This is a genomic window from Mycobacterium sp. NGS11 (genome assembly GCF_059813315.1).
Genome location: NZ_JCALEJ010000003.1, coordinates 110,368 through 126,183 on the forward strand (window position 1 = coordinate 110,368; position 15,816 = coordinate 126,183).

Here is a 15,816-nt window from a genome sequence, read left to right on the forward strand (position 1 = left end):
GACGATGCAGAGCGCAGCGATGAGGAGGAGCGGCGCAATTGAGTGAGGGCGTTTTGTGAGAATCGCGGTCACCGGGGCCAGCGGAGTACTCGGCCGCGGCCTCGCCACGCGGCTGCTCAGCCAGGGCCACGATGTCGCGGGGATCGCCCGACATCGTCCCGAAAGCTGGCCGAGCGCAGCGAATTTCGTCGCGGCCGACATCCGTGACGCCGGCGCTGTCCGACGCGCCGTGGCCGGCGCGGATGTGGTCGCGCACTGCGCGTGGGCGAATGGTTCCGGGAACGACGACGAGGTCAATATCGGCGGCACCCGCAACGTGCTCGACGCGATGGCCGAGACCGGCTCCAGGAGAATCGTTTTCGTGTCGTCGGCCCATGTGTACGGTGGGATGGACGCGCCTAGGGCCGAACACGAGGTACCGACTCCGGCCAGTGCCGAAGGCCGGCTCAAAGCCAGGGCCGAACAGCTGCTTGCGGAATCGGGTGCGGAATGGGTAGCGATCCGTTCGGCGCTGATTTTGGGACGAAGCGTCGATAATTGGGTGCGCCGCGCACTGGCATTGCCGGTGTTCCCCGGCGGGTCGGGAGATGGCCACATCCAAGTCGTCCACCTCGACGACGCGCTTGGGCTGTTCAACCGCGCCATCGTGGAGGCCGAAATCGCCGGCGGCCCGGTGAATCTCGCCGCCCCGGGCGAGCTGACCTTCCGGCAAATCGCCGCTGCGCTGCGCCGCCCACTCGTGCGCCTGGGCCCCGAGCCGGCGGAGCTGCGCCTGATGCGGGGGGCTGCGCTGATGGACACCTCGCGGCTGCAAGAAGAATGGGCTTTCCGGCCGGCGTGGGAATCCGGCGAATGTGTCCAGGATTTCGCGCTGGCGGTGCGTGGCCGGGTGACCGTGGGCAAACGGGTGGTATCGCTGCCGTGGCGGCTGGCCAACATCCAAGATCTACCTTCGGTCGACGCGCCGAGCGACGATGGCGTCAAGCCCATTTGGGCAGGCGCGGCGGGGGATAACGGGGAATTCGACACGCCGATCGATCCGCGTTTTCCCACCTTCCTGGCCACGAATCTGTCCGAGGCGCTGCCCGGTCCCTTTTCGCCGGCGTCGGCATCGGCGACGGTTCGCGGGCTGCGGGCCAGCGCCGTGTGCGTCGCCGAGCGGCTGCGGCCCGGCGGCACGATCCAGCGCGAGATCGCGATGCGCATGGTCGCGGTGTTCGCCCACCGGTTGTACGGCGCTATCACGACCGCGCACTTCATGGCCGAGACGGTGCCGTTCGTGAAACCCACGACGGTGGTGAGCAACAGCGGTTTCTTCGGTCCCAGCATGGCGGCCCTGCCGATCTTCGGTGAGGATCATCCGCATTCGGACACTGGCCGGATTCGCAAGCAGCTGCGGACCGTCCGCAACATCGGGGTCTTCGGCGTCAACCTGATCGGCCTGTCGGCGGGCGCGCGGTTGGACACCCGCGAGTTCGTCGCCGACGTGGATCGCCTGGAACGCTTGACCGATGGCAACCTCGCCGCGCTGGACGATCGTCGGTTGTTGAGTCTGATCTCGCTGGCCCGCGACCAGGTGGTGCACGGGTGGGTGCTGGCGGCGGGCTCGTTCCTGCTGTGCGCGGCGTTCAACGTGTTGCTGCGTGGGTTGTGCGGGCGAGACATCGCCGCGCCCGGTGGGCCGGAATTGGTCAGCGCGCGTTCGGTCGAGGCGATGCAGCGGTTGGTGGTTGCCGCCCAGCGCGATCCGAAGGTGACGGCGCTGCTGGCCGAACCGGGGGACCGGCTGGACAAGCTCGCCGTCGAGGCACCGGAATTCCATGCCGCGCTGCGCGACGAGCTGGCGCTCATCGGGCACCGCGGTCCGGCCGAGCTCGAGATGCGCTCCACCAGCTATGCCGACGATCCCGAGTTGCTGGTTCGGATGGTGACCAAAGCGATGAGCGCGCCACCGGCGCCGCAGGCCCGGCAGCCCCGGATTCCGTTGCACGCCAAGCCCATCGCGGCCATGGCTACCCAGCAACTTCGTGACCGCGAGGTCCGCCGCGACAAGGTGGTGCGGGCTAACTGGTTGCTACGCACGCTACTTCGCGAGTATGGGCGCAGGTCGGTCGAGGCGGGGATTCTCGCCGCCGCCGATGACGTCTTCTATCTGCTTGTCGATGAACTCGACGCGCTCCCTGCGGATGTGGGCGCGCTGGTGGCCCGGCGCCGGGCCGAACAACGCCGGCTGGTCGCGGTGGCGCCGCCGACGGTCTTCAGCGGAAGCTGGCAGCCCACCGCCAGCTCGTCGGACGCGCTGGCCAGCGGGGACACCCTGCGTGGAGTCGGCGTGTGCGGGGGGCGGGTGCGCGGCCGGGTACGGATCGTGCGGCCCGAGACGATCGACGACCTGCAACCCGGCGAGATCCTTGTCGCGGAGGTCACCGACGTCGGGTACACAGCGGCGTTCTGCTACGCCGCCGCCGTCGTGACCGAACTCGGCGGTCCGATGTCGCACGCCGCGGTGGTGGCCCGCGAATTCGGGTTTCCTTGTGTCGTCGACGTTCAGGGCGCGACCAAGGCGCTGAAGCAGGGAGCGATGGTGGAGGTCGACGGTGCCACCGGCGAGATCCGGGTGCTCGAGCTCGCCGCGGACGACGCGCTGAGTTAGTCGAACTCCATCTCCAGCGCGGCCGGCCCACTCAAGCCCAGCATTGGCTTCCACCGCGCCGTCGCAACGCGACGCGGGTTGGTCATGCGCCGGGCGAGGACCTTGAGGGCTCCGGCGAGCTCCGTTCGGGCGAGGTTCGCGCCCAGGCAATAGTGCGCGCCACCGCCGAACGTCAAGATGGGCGGCGGGTCCTCGCGGGTGATGTCGAACCGGTCCGGGTGCGCATAGACCTCTGGATCGCAGTTTGCGGCAAAGGTATTCACCGAGATGAAGGTTCCCGCCGGAAAGCCGTAGCCGGCGAAGGTGACGTCGTCGAGGACGGTGCGCAGGGTGGTGCAGACCGCCGGCGAATGGCGCATGCATTCCTCGACGGCCGACATCGCGAGGCCGGGATTGTCGCGGAGCATCGTCAGTTGAGCGGGGTGATCACACAGGGCGTGCATGCACGCGGCCAGTTGATTGCGGGTGGTGTCGGTGCCGGCGGACAGGATGCTGAACGCCAGCATGCGCATCTCCGCGTTGCTCAGCCGGTCACCGTCGTCCTGGGCGCGGATCAGTTCGGAGATCAAGTCGTCGGTCAACCGGGTTCGCCGTTCGGCGATCATGTCGTCGATGTAGGCGTCGAACTCGTCCCACGCCCGCATCACGATGTGCTGCTCGTTCGCCAGGTCGGAGTCGAGCCGCACGATCTTGAAAATGTCCTCGGCCCAGAGGGAGAACTGCTCCCAGTCCTGGGAAGGCGCGCCCAGCAGCGCGCAGATGATCGGGATCGGGTAGGGCCGGGCGATGTCGGCGACGAAATCGCATCGTCCGGCACCGACGACCCGGTCGATCAACTCGTTGATCACCGCGTCGATGGTGTCCTCCATGCGCGCGGACGCCCGCGGCGTGAACGCCTTGGACACCAGACCGCGCAGCCTTCGATGTTCCTCGCCTTCCATGCCCAGGATGGTGCCGAGCACCCGGTCATACAGCGGGCCGGACGTTATCCCGCGGGCCGTCATGTGCATGCCGGGCGGGAAAACGAACCGGGGGTCGCGAAGTATCCCGCGGGCGAGTTCGTAGCCGAGTACCTCGGGTCCCAGTGGCCCGATGGCGATCGGCGACCGCTTGCGCACCTCGTGAATCCGTGGGGCGACGTGGTGCACGGTGTCGGTGATGTCGTAGTCCAGCGGCGGGAGGTCGGCGTCGAAAACGCTTGGCATCGCCGCGTTTACGGTCATGTCGTCTCCGGTCACGGAATGTTGGATCGCGAGGAATGTCAGCGGCAGGCCCAGGATCGACACGTCGTTTTCGTCGAGGTAGGTGCCCTCACCCTCCATGTGTTGGCGGAATCGTGTTGTCGCGCCGTAACGTTCGGCGACGGCGTCGCCGGCGGCGGCGTCCGGGACTCCGATGACCACGGTGAACACGCCGTCGCCGTGCCGCTCTAGGAACTCGGTCACCGAAACGGCGACCTCGCCGGTGGATCCCGGGATCGGGCTGATCAGCTCGATGCCCCGGGTCCAGTCCAAATGGATGTCGAGGCCGAGCTCGACCAGCTGCAAGGACTCGAAGACGAATCCGAGATCGCCGAACATCTGCGCCGCGGCGGCATGTCGTTCCGGCGCGACGGCGAACACGACGTGGTGGAGCGAGGGTTCTTCGGGCATCGGGGCCTTCCTATCGTGAATCGACGCGCAGCACGCCGCGCGGCAGAAGCAGCGGCAGGTCGTTGTAGGTGACGATGCCGGGAGGGGCAGCGACGACGGCGGGTATCGCGGTGATCGCCGGCATCGCGGTGATGGTGAGCCCCAGCATGATGTAGGCGTCCAGCTTCTGGTCCGCAAAGTCCGGCGGCGGAAGGAAACTCAGCGTGGTTTTGATCGTCGGCTGCCCCTGCACCTCGATGGTGTAACCCATGTCCAACGGCCAGTCCGGATCCAGCGACTGACCCTTGCGCCAGCGTCCGCGGATCTCGATGACCTCCCGGTTTCCGCGAGCAGCATGTCCACGTCGTTGCTGGCGTTGATATCCAGCGGTTCGATCCCGCACAGCTCGCCGACATCGCGCCCGGCCTTCTCCTGCGACCAGGCATAGCATCCGACCAGCTCCAGCGTCGGGTTCGCAACGATCGCTTTCACCGAGCTTTTGCCGACGTTACCCGTCGTCCACTGGACGACCCGATACGTCAAGGCGCCAAACCGATCATGGGTGCGACGCCGCGTGCTGGCGGGCCAGTCGCTCGTCGTGAATCTTGACGAGTTCGCGGAATCCCAGCCGGTGATACTTCGGTATCGGCTGGATGCCCCACACATCCTGCGCGGTCGCCTTGCCCTCGGCTCCCTCGGGCGGACCAAACGGCGGGTAGGGGTACTTGCACTCCAGCGTGTCGTTGGAGTACCGGATCTTGAGCAGCTCGCTGCAAATCTGGGTGAGGCTCAGTGTCGGGTATCCGTAATAGACGGCCATGAACGGCAACGTGAAGGCGCCCTCGATCACCAGGGCAACCAGGCACACCAATACCGCCCGCTTGATCCATTGGTGCATTCGCGCGTAGTACGGCGTGGTCCCCGGCTCGAGACCGGCGGCCGGGTCTTTGTCGTCGGTGGTTGTCGGTGCGGACGGGCTAGTCATGGCACGGCTCCTTGCTAGTCGGAGAAGATTTCGCGATTGACGGTGTGCAGGTAGGGGATGGCGAGGAAGGGGGTGATGTAGAAGATGTCGTAGAGCCACCAGCCGATGACGGGGAAGACGACACCGGCATATCGCACGTCGGCGAACATGGTCATGTTGACCACGTAGGCCGACCAGATCACCACGCCCATCCAGCACGTGACGACCATCCACTGGTGACCCCAGCGCTTCATCTGTAAGAAGCCGATCGCCGCGGCTACCCGCATCGAGAAGACCGTCAGGATCAGACCGGCGACATAGGCCTTCTCGCCCGGCCCCGCGGCGCCCCCGACCCACAATTCGTTGTAATGCCAGAAATAGCCGGCGTCGAACATGTTGCCCCACCCGACCATCAGCACGCGGTTGATCAGCGTGTGGTTGGCCACCAGGTCCAGGGCCCAGCCGAGGCTGTTGAGCATGCCGTCGACGAGTACCAGGTAACCGATCAGCGTGACGATCATGGGCCGGACCGACAGGCCCGCGCGCAGCGCCTGGCGCTGCAGCCACACTCCGCGCATGAAAATGGGGAATCCGATCAAGCCGGGCGCCCACATGCCCATCAGCGCGGCGCCGACGATCATCCACTTGTCGGCGTGCCGCTGGGCGCGGCGGGATTCGTCGTGGTGATCGTCGAGGCCGACCGAACTCGCCTGCGCGGCATCAAGAGTCACAGATCCCACCACCCGCGGGCGAACGACATGTACAGCTGGACGCCGAACATCGCCAGCAGGTAGCCGTAGATGAAGATCTGAAAGACGATGAGCGCCCTCTTGCGCTTCTGCTCCTGTCGGTCCATGCCGGTTGCTCCTTTCTAACGACTGCTGGAGGCATTCGAGGGGGCCAGGCTGGCCGCCGCGACTTCACGTAGACCGTCGGTGACCGCGCCATCGGTACTCAGCGGCGCGAGTATGCACGCGTTGGCCGCGTCCAATTCGGTTGCGCCGGCGGCGATCAACTGTGCGGCCGTGACCAGCACCCTGGTCGACGGCGGTTCGAAGTGAAAGGCCTCGTCGGCGGTGCGGATTGCGACCGCGCATCCGACCAGCCGCGTCGCGGCCGTCAGGGGGATTCCGGATTCGGCGACGATCACCTCGGCCTCGCGGTCGGGCGGCAGATAGTTCATCGCCAGCGTGGCGAACCGCTGGCGGAACGAGGGTTTGAGCTCTTTGAGTGAGCTGCGGTATGCCGGGTTGTACGAGCACACCAGCATGAATTCCTCCGGTGCCTTCACCACCTCGCCGGCTCGGTCGAGGTAGAGCGAGCGCCGGTGATCGGTGAGCGAATGCAGGATCGCCAGTGAGTCGTGCCGGGCTTCGACGACCTCGTCCAGGTAGCAGATCGCGCCGGCCTTGACGGCCCGGGTCAGTGGGCCGTCGGTCCACACCACGTCGCCGCCGGTCACCATGAAACGGCCGACCAGATCGGAGCTGGTGAGGTCGTCGTGGCAGCTGATGGTGACCACGGGTCGTTGCAGCAGTGAGCCCATGTGTTCGACGAAGCGCGTTTTTCCACACCCGGTCGGGCCCGTGAGCATCACCGGAATCCGTTGACGGAAGGCCTGTTCGAACAACTGGACTTCGCTGCCGTTTGCGAAATACGTCTCGGTGGTCATCTCTTCCTCACCAGGCCGGCGCTCACGCGGCGACCAGTTCACGGTGGACATGGGCCAGTACCCGGGGCAGCTCCTCGATACGCCGGATGCGTTGCGACCGACGCGGACCGAACACCTCCGGCAGGGGATCGACGCGGGTGGGCCCCACCCCCACGTAGTAGATCGACACCCCGGCATCGTTGGCCTCCTCGACGGCGTGCGCGGCGTCGGCCCAGGCGTAACGACCCTCGTAACCTTCGTCGGAGATCAGGCCGTCGCCGATGACGATCAGCAGCCGCCGCTCGGAGGCCTGGGCCAGCAGCCGGCTCGTCAAATGACGTAGTGGCGCACCGAGTCTGGTGTATCCCCGGGTTGAGAGCCCCAGCCGGCTGGGCGGGACGAACCGGCGGTCTTCGAAGTCCTTCAGGCATCGCACTTCGACGCGATGACGGGTGTTGCCGGTGAAGACAAAAACGCCGTGACGTTCGCGCGCCAGCGTCATGGCCCGCGAAAGCGCGTCAGCGCAGGCCAATTCGAGCTGGAACACGCGGCCGCCATGCACCCCCAGCGACGAGCTGCCGTCGAGCAGCAGCGCGGTGGTCACATCGCGGCTGCTGGGCAGCAGGTCGCGGAATACCCTCGGCTCCTTGGCCGCACCGGCCGACAGGTCGATGTAGTGGTTGACGTATTGGTCGACGTCCAGGTCGGCGCCGTCCTCGAGGCGGTTGGTCATCGCGCGGTGGGTGTGCTCTTCGAACCACTTGCGTACGTCGACGGCCACCGGAACGGCCCGGCGGGTCCCCGGGCCGTCAGCATGCTCGGCGCGCTCAATCAGGGCGACGTGGTCGCGCATGAATCGCTGCGTCCACATGTTCCATTCGGGATAGGGAATCCCGGGCCGGTGTTCCGGCGTGATGTCGAGATCGTTGTCCTGCGGGCGGTTCGGTGGCGGCAGGTTCGGGTTGCGGACGCCGCCGTCGCCGCCGACGGGAACCGAGTACGGCCGCGGAATTCGCTTCTGTGTTGTGGTCCAGGGCATCCTGCCGAAGCTGCGCCGCAGCTTGTCTGCCAGCCCATGCGGGGCGGTGTATGCCACGGGTAACGAGCCCAGCAGCGGATGAATCGGCAATGCCTGGCCGCTGGCCGCCAATGCTATTGCGCGATCGAGTATCTCGGCGCCGTCGAGGTCGCCGGCCTCGGCGTGCAGGTCGGGGAGGAGCCGTTGAATATCGGGGAGCAGGCCGGGCCATCGCGACGCTATCCAGCCTAGCGCCACGCCGGCCTCGATCAGCGTGAGGGCACACAGCTCGCGGGCGGCCAGCTCGTTGAGGCGGTAGCCGGTGACGCGTTCCTTCGATGGTGAACATTGCAGGGCCACACCGCAGGTCAGCACCCGGCGTGTCCAGTCGGGCGGCACGGGATAGGGGACGTGGACGAAGGTGAGCGCCGCGTTCAAACCGAAGCTGCGCCGCTGGCCCGTGACGAGCCGTGCGCCTTCGCGACGCTGCTCGCTCAGCGCGACCGCCGTTACGGCGCAACTGCGTTCCAGCGCCATCGCGTGCGCATCGGATTGGTCAGCCATTGCAAGAATCCCGTGCGTCCCGCCTAGCCGGCCCCCCGCTCAGAACGTGCCGATGTTGGAAAACAGCCAGTACCAGAACCAGATGATCAGGCCGGTGCCACCCCACGCGGCGACGTAGCGAAGGATCTCCCACAGATAACCCATGATGTGACTTCCTCTGTAACGTAGTGGATTTCGGCTCGCGCATTTCAGTCGGAGAAGAGCTCGCGGTTGACGGTGTGCAGGTAGGGGATGGCGAGGAAGGGGGTGATGTAGAAGATGTCGTAGAGCCACCAGCCGACGACCGGCAGCACGACGCCGGCGAAGCGCACGTCGGCGAACATGGTCATGTTGAAGACGTAGGTGATCCAGATGACCACGCCCATCCAGCAGGTGATGACCATCCACTGGTGCCCCCAGCGCTTCATCTGCAGGAAACCGATGGCCGCGGCGATGCGCATCGTGAAGACGGTCAGGATCAGGCCGACTTCCAAGGCCTTCTCGCCCGGGCCGGCCGCACCGCCGACCCACAGCTCGTTGTAGTGCCAGAAGTAGCCGGCATCGAACATGTTGCCCCAGCCGTTGAGCAGCACGCGGGCCAGGATGGTGTGATTCGCCACCAGGTCGAGCGCCCATCCGACGGTGTTGATCGCTGCGTCGATGATCACGAGGTAGCCGAGCAACGTGACCAGCATGGGCCGCACCGAGAGGCCTTCGCGTTGGGCGCGGCGCAGCAACCGCACTCCCCAGAGGAACAGCGGTAGGCCGAAGATGCCGAGGGCCGCGGTGCCGATCAGCAGACTGCCGGAGATCAGCCATCTGTCGGCCCGGCGCTGCGCGAGTTGCGAGCGCTCCATGTGCTCGTCGATGGTCGGGGCCGTCTGCGCGGCGCGGGTTGACTCGAGCTTCGGCAGATTCACGAACCCTCCGGTGATTGGATCGGCGTGTGCACTATAACAGGCTGACTGTAGTCAGCAGAAGACTGCGGGCAAGCCCGCGCCCGCTGCTTGATGCGACATTGGCAGCACTGTCGAACTGTGCAGCAAAAGTCGCTGCTGTGGGCGCCTTCTGCTGACAAAAGTCAGCTCTGGATCGTTGACATGGAGTTCCGGCGATGCCTACGCTCAGCGAGCGCTGAGCCCTTCCGGTCCCCGAAGGAGTAGCAATGACGCTCGAATCGCCGGCTGACAAGAAGTATCGCGTGATCCAGTGGGGCGTAGGCAATGTCGGGACGATCGCACTGCGCCATTTTGCGCACAACCCCGCCTACGAGGTGGTCGGGGTCCTCTGCAACCGCCCGGAGAAGGTGGGCAAGGACGCCGGCGAGCTGGTCGGTGTCGCGCCCATCGGGGTGCTCGCCACCACCGACAAGGCGGAAATCGAAGCGCTCGACGCCGATTGCGTGTTCTACGCGCCCTTGTGGTCGGATCCCGACGAGGTCTGCCGCCTGCTGCGCTCGGGCAAAAACGTCGTCGCGTCCGGGGGCGCCTGGTGGTTTCGCACCGAGCACAGCCAGGCCGACATCGACAAGATCGATGCGGCGTGCCACGAGGGCGGGACGTCTTTCCACGCAGGGGGCGTCAACCCGGGTTTTGCCGGTGACCTACTGGTTCTGACGCTGGCTCGCATCGTGAGCCGAATCGACTCCATCCACATCTACGAGGTGGTGAACTTCGGCAAGGACACGCTGAAGTATCTGCACGAGATGGGGATGGGGAGTACTCCCGAAGAGTTCAGGGCGGGACCGAATCTGTTGGGCAACGCCTGGCCGCTCTTCGCGCAATCGATGGCCATGGTGGTCGACGGCCTAGGGAAGACGGTCGACAAATACACGACGGACGTCGAACTGGGAACGGCGATTCGCGACATCCCGTATGAGGGCGGGCCGTCCAGCGACATGCCGGGCTTCAAGGGCACGATCAAGAAAGGCACCGTCGCCTCGCAACATCACCAGTGGACGACGTGGGTCGACAACAAGCCCCTCATCACCTTCCACGAGATGTACACCATGGACTCTTACGACGCCATCGAACCGCAGCCGGATTGGGGCGGGCACTACCACTACCGCATCGTGATCGACGGCGACGAACCCACCGAGCTGATCCTGCAGGCGCCGGCCGACCCACAGGGCAACTACCCCAAGCCGGGCTACACGTGGACCGCGATGGGTCCGGCGAACACGGTTCCCGCCGTCTGCGATGCCGCGCCGGGCTTTCTCACCCACAAGGAACTCGGCCTCGTGCCGTTGCTCGGCGTGGTGCGCTAAACACGAAAGGCGTTGCGGGTCAGGGCTTCAAGCTGCGCAATGTCCTCGCCACGTAGTCTTCCAGCAGGGCGTGGCCCGTCGGCCAGTGGTTGGTGGTGATCAACAGGGCGTAGAGACCCAACAAAAAGAACACCGCACTGTTCATGGGGTTCACATCCGGATACGTCTCGCCGCGCTCCTGGGCCTGCGCGATCTCCTGCGCGACCAGCACGATCAGCGGGTGATCCCGGCCGTCTTCGGTCTGCGGTCGGGTCTGGGAGAAATGCAGCGCGAGAAAGTCATTGAAGAGCCGATCGCCCAGTCTGCGTTCCAACCCGACCACCAGGCGGACCGCCTCATTCAACGCGGAAGCCAGATCGTGCTTGGACTTCAAGGATTGTGCGAACTGCTTGGCAATGCGGTCCTCTTCGCGACGCTCCAGCTCGAGCAGCACATGTTCCTTGGTGGGGAAGTGAAAGAAAAAGGTTCCGTGGGCGACGCCCGCCGCGGCCACGATCGCGGCCACGTCGGCTTCGGCCATGCCGGCGCGCGCGAACTCCGCGATCGCGGCGCCCATCAAACGCTCCCGGGTCTGCAGGCGCTTAGCTTCCCGCGCCGACAGCCGATCCGTCACAGCCATTTCTTTCCTCACGGTTGACCTGGCTCATGTAAGAGCTTTGAGGCTAACTCGACCAGTATGCCGTGTCTCGGCCAGAAAGGCTTGCACAACTTGAGCATTCTCGGACCGTCGTGACGGTAACAGATGTCTGGCAAAGGCTGATCATTGACTTTAGTCAGCAAGCTTCATAAATTGAACGGCGCACACATCTGATCGAGGGAGCCCGGCATGGCATTGGAGCAATTCCGGCTCGACGGGCAAGTCGCGATCGTCACGGGCGCCGGCAAGGGTGTCGGAGCGGGCATCGCGCGCGTGTTGGCGGAGGCGGGCGCCACGATCGTCGGGACCGCGCGTACCGAGGCGGATATCGTTGGCACGATTGAGGGTATCGAGACCGCGGGCGGCAAGGGTCTGGCGCTCGTAGCGGATGCGATGAGCCGTCCGGATTCGGAGCGCGTGGTGAACAGCGCCATGGATCGGTTCGGCCGCATCGACATCCTGGTCAACAATGTCGGTGGTGCCACCTACGCGCGATTCCTGGATATCACCGACGAAGATTTCCGCCATACGTTCGACTGGTGCGTGACGTCGGCCTTCATCATGAGTCAGCTCGCGGCCCCGCACATGCTCAGTGCGGGGCACGGCTCAATCATCAACATCTCGTCGGGATCGGCGCGGTTCGGCATCCGGGCATTGGCCGCCTATTGCGTCGCGAAGGGCGGCCTCGAGGCGCTCACCCGCGCCATGGCGCAAGAACTCGCGCCCAAAATCCGCGTCAACGCCATTGCTTTGGGTTCTTTCGCCACCGACGGTCTGAAGGGCAGCCTGGACCTGATGCCGGGGTCGCTGGAGAAGATGCAAGAGGCCACACCGTTGCATCGGCTGGGCGACGTCGAGGACCTCGGACGGCTCGCGGTATATCTGTGCACCCGCGACTGCTACGCGACCAACGCGACTTTTCACGTCGACGGCGGCATCGACTCGAACAATTCTCCGCTGCCGATACCCGACTACTGATCTGCGCTTTTCAGTGAACGCGCCATGATGGGTCTTCACCCACCGCCGGAAGGACGAGGGTAATGCGCAGAGTCATTCAATTCTCCACCGGAAACGTCGGCCGGCATTCGTTGCGAGCCGTCATCGGCAGACCAGACCTCGAACTGGTCGGAGTGCACGCCTCCAGCGCGGCGAAGGTCGGTCAGGACGCGGCGCAGTTGTGCGGACTGCACGAACCGACCGGCATCGTCGCCACCGACGACATCGACGCGTTGGTAGGCCTGGGCGCCGACTGCGTGGTTTACACCTCGCAGGGCGAAACGCGCCAGATGGAAGCCATCGAGCAGATGGCCAAGTTCCTCGCGGCGGGCACGAATGTGGTCGGTACATCGATGGTCTGGCTGGTCACGCCCCGCCACTGCGACGATTGGTTACGCGAGCCCCTGGAGCGTGCCTGCGCGGCCGGCAACGCCTCGCTGTATGTCAACGGCATCGACCCCGGATTCTCCGGCGATACGCTGGTGCACTCCGCGGTCAGCCTGACCACCCGGGTGTCATCGATCACCGTGCAGGAGATCTTCGACTACGGCAATTACGACGATGCCGAATTCACCGGCGCCGCAATGGGATTCGGCACCACCCCGGATGACGACTCGCCGATGATGTTCTTGCCCGGGGTGATCGTGTCGATGTGGGGCGGTCAGGTCCGCAGTCTGGCGGACAACCTCGACATCAAGCTCGACGACCTGCGCCAGCGTGTCGAACCTTGGTACACCCGGGAGCGCATCGAGTGCACCATGATGACGGTGCAGCCGGGGCAGATGGCCGCCGTCCGGTTCGCCACCGAAGGCGTCCGCGACGGCGAGCCGGTCATCACCCTCGAGCACGTCACCAGGCTCACCCAGGCCGCCGCGCCCGACTGGGAATTTCCGCCCCAGGGTCATACCGGTGTGCATCGCGTCGTCGTGGAAGGCGAACCCCGGGTCGAAATCAACACCCACGTTTCCCACCCTGTGTTCGATTCCACTGATGCCGGCTGCATTTCGACGGCCGGCCGCGTCGTCAACGCGATCGACTGGGTGTGCCGTGCGCCCCAGGGGCTCATCGGTGTCGAGGACATCCCGCTGTCCGCGACGATGCGCGGGCTGATGTGGACCGAACGGTAGCCGGATCCCTGGTATGTCGACATCGCCCTCGGGACGCGTTGTAGGAAAACGCATTCTGATCACCGGCGCCGCCCGCGGCATGGGGCGCAGCCACGCACTGCGGCTTGCGCAAGAGGGCGCCGATCTGATCTTGGTCGACATCTGCCGATCCCTGCCGCAGATCGAATATCCGCTGGCCACAAAGGAAGATCTCGCCGAAACGGTACAGCTGGTGAGGGGATTGGGCCGGCGGTGCGTAAGTCATATCGTCGACGTCCGCGACGATGTCGCGTTGCGCAAGGCCGTCGATGATGGCGTCAGCGAATTGGGCGGCCTGGACGGCGCGGTGGCCAATGCCGGTGTGTTGACCGTCGGGCCTTGGAACACCACAACTCCCGACGACTGGCGCACGGTCGTCGATGTCAACCTGATCGGAACCTGGAACACGTGTGCGGCGGCGATCCCGCATGTGCTCGACCAAGGTGGCGGCAGCCTGGTGAATATCAGCTCCGCGGGCGCCATCAAAGGCTTTCCACTGCAGCATCCTTACACCGCTGCCAAGCACGGTGTCGTGGGCCTGACGTTGGCGTTGGCCAACGAGTTGGCCGCGAAGAGCGTGCGCGTCAATTCCGTGCACCCCACCGGGTGCCCGACCGGCATGATCCCCCCGTCGATCGGAGCCGTCTTCTCCGAGGAACGACCCGACCTGATTCCCACCTTTGTCAACGCGATGCCCACACCGGCCATCGAACCGGTGGACGTCAGCCACGCGGTGCTGTTCCTGCTGTCGGATGAGTCCAGGTACGTAACGGGCCTGCAGTTCAAAATCGACGCGGGCGTGACCATCAGCTAGGACTCCGAACAACGAAGTCACGCCGCTGGCAAACGCGTGCGCTTACCCCAGCTCGCGTCATGCCCATAGGCTGGGCTGCAGATGACATTCGTTCGTCGAAGGAATTTCGTGTGTCGCGCTGATTACGCGTCCGGTAAGGGATACAAATAGCTGACTTCTCAAAGGAGAGCCTTATGAATACGGTGCGGGCGTCCGCCCTTGGCATGACGGCTACCGCGGTGTTGATCAGCGCGACGGTGGTGGGCTGCGGCGGGGACAAGAACACCACGGCACCATCGGGTTCGGCCTCGTCGCCGGCCACCTCGTTCAGCTCCTCGGCGAGCGCGCCGGCATCGCCGGGAGCGCCGGCGGACTACAGCCACCTGCTGATCAAGCCCAGCGACATCGGCCCCAACGCCACGGCCGACGGGCCGCCGAGCCAGAATCCCAGCGGCATCACCGGCGTGGGACAGGTTTTCAAAAACCCCGACGGCAAGCGCACCATCATCGACACCATCGCGGTTTTTCCCGACGCGGGCACGGCCAACCAGACGGCGGCGAACATGCGCGATGTCGTCGGCAAGAAGGTCAACGGGGAGCAGCAGCCGATCGACGTCGGCACCAAGGGGTTTTTGGTGATCGGCCAGGGGACCGACCCGGCCAACCCGATGGAGATCTCCGAGGCGGTCTTCGTCGTGGGCCGGGCCATGGTCGACCTGGAGTCCGACTGCGTCATCGGCAATCCCACACCGGCCGATGTCATGCTCGATCTCGCGCGCAAGCAAGAGGCCGCGGTCAAAGCGGGCTTGCCGGCCGGCTGAGCTCCCGACCGGTTACAGGGGCCAACTGTCCGGCCGCACCTCATAACGCAGGGCGGCGGCGGGAGGCAGCGGCCGCCGATCGTTGACCGATATCGCGTCGATGACGAGCGCGACATACCGTCGCCAACCGTCGCTGTCCGCATCCATGGTCGACAGCACGCTGAAGAGCATCGCGACCAGGCGGGGCAGATCGTCGGTGACGAGGTCGCCGCGGACGCTGCCGGCTCGCTGGCCCGCTCGGGCGAGCTCGCCGAGAGCGGCGTTGAGCGACACCGAGATGTCGGACGTGAGTGACCCGGCCCGGCGCGCGGCGGTCAGCAGGTGGTGTTCGCGCGCCCCCAGCGAGATCGCCGCTTCGATCAGTCGGGTCAGACCCAGCAGCGGGTCCTTGGCGAGGCGGGCGCTGTCGATCACCGGGGTGAGGTCCTCGGCGATGCTCTGATCCAGGGCGGCGCGGACCAGGTCGGCCTTTGCCGGAAATCTGCGGTAGAGGGTCCGCTCACCTACGCCGGCGCGACGCGCGACGGCCTCGACCGGCGCGTCGGGTCCCAACTCTGCGTACACCTCGCGTGCCGCACGCAGGATGCGCTCGACGTTGCGCGCCGCGTCGGCCCGCAACGGCCGATCCTCAACCGCGGTCATGGTGCCCAGCGTAACTGACGGTTGACTGCCAACTAGGCTGGCTTTACGCTCGATAA

Annotated in this window: 16 protein-coding genes and 1 pseudogene; 6 read left to right on the forward strand and 11 right to left on the reverse strand. The window is 65.7% G+C overall.

Features of this window, described 5'->3' with window-relative positions; all coding sequences use genetic code 11:
* Nucleotides 1-55 precede the first annotated feature (55 nt).
* Entirely contained in the window at nucleotides 56-2,653 is a 2,598-nt protein-coding gene (locus AC5Y4T_RS05390) for a sugar epimerase family protein (RefSeq protein WP_499952376.1), read from the forward strand.
* On the opposite strand, the gene AC5Y4T_RS05395 is transcribed toward AC5Y4T_RS05390, so the two are convergent.
* The 9 genes and pseudogenes from AC5Y4T_RS05395 to AC5Y4T_RS05435 all read right to left on the reverse strand — a co-directional run bounded on the left by AC5Y4T_RS05395 (nucleotide 2,650) and on the right by AC5Y4T_RS05435 (nucleotide 9,317).
* Complete coding sequence (locus tag AC5Y4T_RS05395) at nucleotides 2,650-3,876, reverse strand: cytochrome P450 (RefSeq protein ID WP_499952485.1); 1,227 nt, start codon at nucleotides 3,874-3,876, stop codon at nucleotides 2,650-2,652. The genes AC5Y4T_RS05390 and AC5Y4T_RS05395 overlap by 4 nt on opposite strands.
* A gap of 439 nt (nucleotides 3,877-4,315) precedes the next feature.
* Nucleotides 4,316-4,687 (reverse strand): hypothetical protein, encoded by a 372-nt coding sequence (locus AC5Y4T_RS05400; RefSeq protein ID WP_499952496.1) that lies wholly within the window; start codon nucleotides 4,685-4,687, stop codon nucleotides 4,316-4,318.
* Nucleotides 4,630-4,827 (reverse strand): annotated as a pseudogene (locus tag AC5Y4T_RS05405) (dihydrodipicolinate reductase); the annotation flags it as partial. The gene AC5Y4T_RS05400 and the pseudogene AC5Y4T_RS05405, both read right to left, overlap by 58 nt.
* 13 nt (nucleotides 4,828-4,840) lie before the next feature.
* Nucleotides 4,841-5,269 (reverse strand): hypothetical protein, encoded by a 429-nt coding sequence (locus tag AC5Y4T_RS05410; protein ID WP_499952377.1) that lies wholly within the window; start codon nucleotides 5,267-5,269, stop codon nucleotides 4,841-4,843.
* Nucleotides 5,270-5,283: 14 nt separating this feature from the next.
* Nucleotides 5,284-5,979, reverse strand: a complete 696-nt coding sequence (locus AC5Y4T_RS05415; protein WP_499952378.1) for a hypothetical protein — start codon at nucleotides 5,977-5,979, stop codon at nucleotides 5,284-5,286.
* On the reverse strand, nucleotides 5,976-6,104 hold the full coding sequence (locus AC5Y4T_RS05420) for a hypothetical protein (protein WP_011724800.1): 129 nt from the start codon (nucleotides 6,102-6,104) through the stop codon (nucleotides 5,976-5,978). The genes AC5Y4T_RS05415 and AC5Y4T_RS05420 overlap by 4 nt, the downstream gene beginning before the upstream one ends.
* A 15-nt stretch (nucleotides 6,105-6,119) precedes the next feature.
* Nucleotides 6,120-6,920: a CbbQ/NirQ/NorQ/GpvN family protein gene (locus AC5Y4T_RS05425; protein WP_499952486.1), complete on the reverse strand. Its 801-nt coding sequence runs from the start codon at nucleotides 6,918-6,920 to the stop codon at nucleotides 6,120-6,122.
* Nucleotides 6,921-6,942: 22 nt separating this feature from the next.
* Nucleotides 6,943-8,481 (reverse strand): nitric oxide reductase activation protein NorD, encoded by a 1,539-nt coding sequence (locus AC5Y4T_RS05430; protein WP_499952379.1) that lies wholly within the window; start codon nucleotides 8,479-8,481, stop codon nucleotides 6,943-6,945.
* Between the two features lie 188 nt (nucleotides 8,482-8,669).
* Nucleotides 8,670-9,317, reverse strand: a complete 648-nt coding sequence (locus tag AC5Y4T_RS05435; protein WP_499916765.1) for a hypothetical protein — start codon at nucleotides 9,315-9,317, stop codon at nucleotides 8,670-8,672.
* 308 nt (nucleotides 9,318-9,625) lie between these two features.
* Here AC5Y4T_RS05435 and AC5Y4T_RS05440 point away from each other — a divergent pair, with 308 nt between their 5' ends.
* Nucleotides 9,626-10,726 carry an NAD(P)H-dependent amine dehydrogenase family protein gene (locus AC5Y4T_RS05440; protein ID WP_499949900.1) on the forward strand — a complete coding sequence of 367 codons (1,101 nt, stop codon included), beginning with the start codon at nucleotides 9,626-9,628 and terminating at the stop codon, nucleotides 10,724-10,726.
* Between the two features lie 19 nt (nucleotides 10,727-10,745).
* Here AC5Y4T_RS05440 and AC5Y4T_RS05445 read toward each other — a convergent pair whose 3' ends face one another.
* Nucleotides 10,746-11,345, reverse strand: coding sequence for a TetR family transcriptional regulator (locus AC5Y4T_RS05445; RefSeq protein ID WP_499949901.1), 600 nt, complete (start codon nucleotides 11,343-11,345; stop codon nucleotides 10,746-10,748).
* A gap of 207 nt (nucleotides 11,346-11,552) precedes the next feature.
* Here AC5Y4T_RS05445 and AC5Y4T_RS05450 point away from each other — a divergent pair, with 207 nt between their 5' ends.
* The 4 genes from AC5Y4T_RS05450 (at nucleotide 11,553) to AC5Y4T_RS05465 (ending at nucleotide 15,118) form a co-directional block, all read left to right on the forward strand.
* Complete coding sequence (locus AC5Y4T_RS05450) at nucleotides 11,553-12,341, forward strand: SDR family NAD(P)-dependent oxidoreductase (protein ID WP_499916172.1); 789 nt, start codon at nucleotides 11,553-11,555, stop codon at nucleotides 12,339-12,341.
* Between the two features lie 62 nt (nucleotides 12,342-12,403).
* Nucleotides 12,404-13,486, forward strand: a complete 1,083-nt coding sequence (locus AC5Y4T_RS05455) for an NAD(P)H-dependent amine dehydrogenase family protein (protein WP_499952380.1) — start codon at nucleotides 12,404-12,406, stop codon at nucleotides 13,484-13,486.
* Between the two features lie 13 nt (nucleotides 13,487-13,499).
* Nucleotides 13,500-14,318: a mycofactocin-coupled SDR family oxidoreductase gene (locus AC5Y4T_RS05460; protein WP_499952381.1), complete on the forward strand. Its 819-nt coding sequence runs from the start codon at nucleotides 13,500-13,502 to the stop codon at nucleotides 14,316-14,318.
* Between the two features lie 173 nt (nucleotides 14,319-14,491).
* Nucleotides 14,492-15,118, forward strand: a complete 627-nt coding sequence (locus AC5Y4T_RS05465; RefSeq protein ID WP_499916178.1) for a hypothetical protein — start codon at nucleotides 14,492-14,494, stop codon at nucleotides 15,116-15,118.
* A 12-nt stretch (nucleotides 15,119-15,130) separates the two neighbouring features.
* Here AC5Y4T_RS05465 and AC5Y4T_RS05470 read toward each other — a convergent pair whose 3' ends face one another.
* On the reverse strand, nucleotides 15,131-15,760 hold the full coding sequence (locus tag AC5Y4T_RS05470; RefSeq protein WP_499916180.1) for a TetR/AcrR family transcriptional regulator: 630 nt from the start codon (nucleotides 15,758-15,760) through the stop codon (nucleotides 15,131-15,133).
* Between the last annotated feature and the right edge of the window lie 56 nt (nucleotides 15,761-15,816).

Coding starts and splice junctions, on each gene's coding strand:
- AC5Y4T_RS05395 (WP_499952485.1), bottom strand. CDS start 3,876: ATGACCGTAAACGCGGCGATGCCAAGCGTTTTCGACGCCGACCTCCCG.
- AC5Y4T_RS05410 (WP_499952377.1), bottom strand. CDS start 5,269: ATGACTAGCCCGTCCGCACCGACAACCACCGACGACAAAGACCCGGCC.
- AC5Y4T_RS05420 (WP_011724800.1), bottom strand. CDS start 6,104: ATGGACCGACAGGAGCAGAAGCGCAAGAGGGCGCTCATCGTCTTTCAG.
- AC5Y4T_RS05425 (WP_499952486.1), bottom strand. CDS start 6,920: ATGACCACCGAGACGTATTTCGCAAACGGCAGCGAAGTCCAGTTGTTC.
- AC5Y4T_RS05430 (WP_499952379.1), bottom strand. CDS start 8,481: ATGGCTGACCAATCCGATGCGCACGCGATGGCGCTGGAACGCAGTTGC.
- AC5Y4T_RS05435 (WP_499916765.1), bottom strand. CDS start 9,317: ATGGAGCGCTCGCAACTCGCGCAGCGCCGGGCCGACAGATGGCTGATC.
- AC5Y4T_RS05440 (WP_499949900.1), top strand. CDS start 9,626: ATGACGCTCGAATCGCCGGCTGACAAGAAGTATCGCGTGATCCAGTGG.
- AC5Y4T_RS05445 (WP_499949901.1), bottom strand. CDS start 11,345: ATGGCTGTGACGGATCGGCTGTCGGCGCGGGAAGCTAAGCGCCTGCAG.
- AC5Y4T_RS05450 (WP_499916172.1), top strand. CDS start 11,553: ATGGCATTGGAGCAATTCCGGCTCGACGGGCAAGTCGCGATCGTCACG.
- AC5Y4T_RS05455 (WP_499952380.1), top strand. CDS start 12,404: ATGCGCAGAGTCATTCAATTCTCCACCGGAAACGTCGGCCGGCATTCG.
- AC5Y4T_RS05460 (WP_499952381.1), top strand. CDS start 13,500: ATGTCGACATCGCCCTCGGGACGCGTTGTAGGAAAACGCATTCTGATC.
- AC5Y4T_RS05465 (WP_499916178.1), top strand. CDS start 14,492: ATGAATACGGTGCGGGCGTCCGCCCTTGGCATGACGGCTACCGCGGTG.
- AC5Y4T_RS05470 (WP_499916180.1), bottom strand. CDS start 15,760: ATGACCGCGGTTGAGGATCGGCCGTTGCGGGCCGACGCGGCGCGCAAC.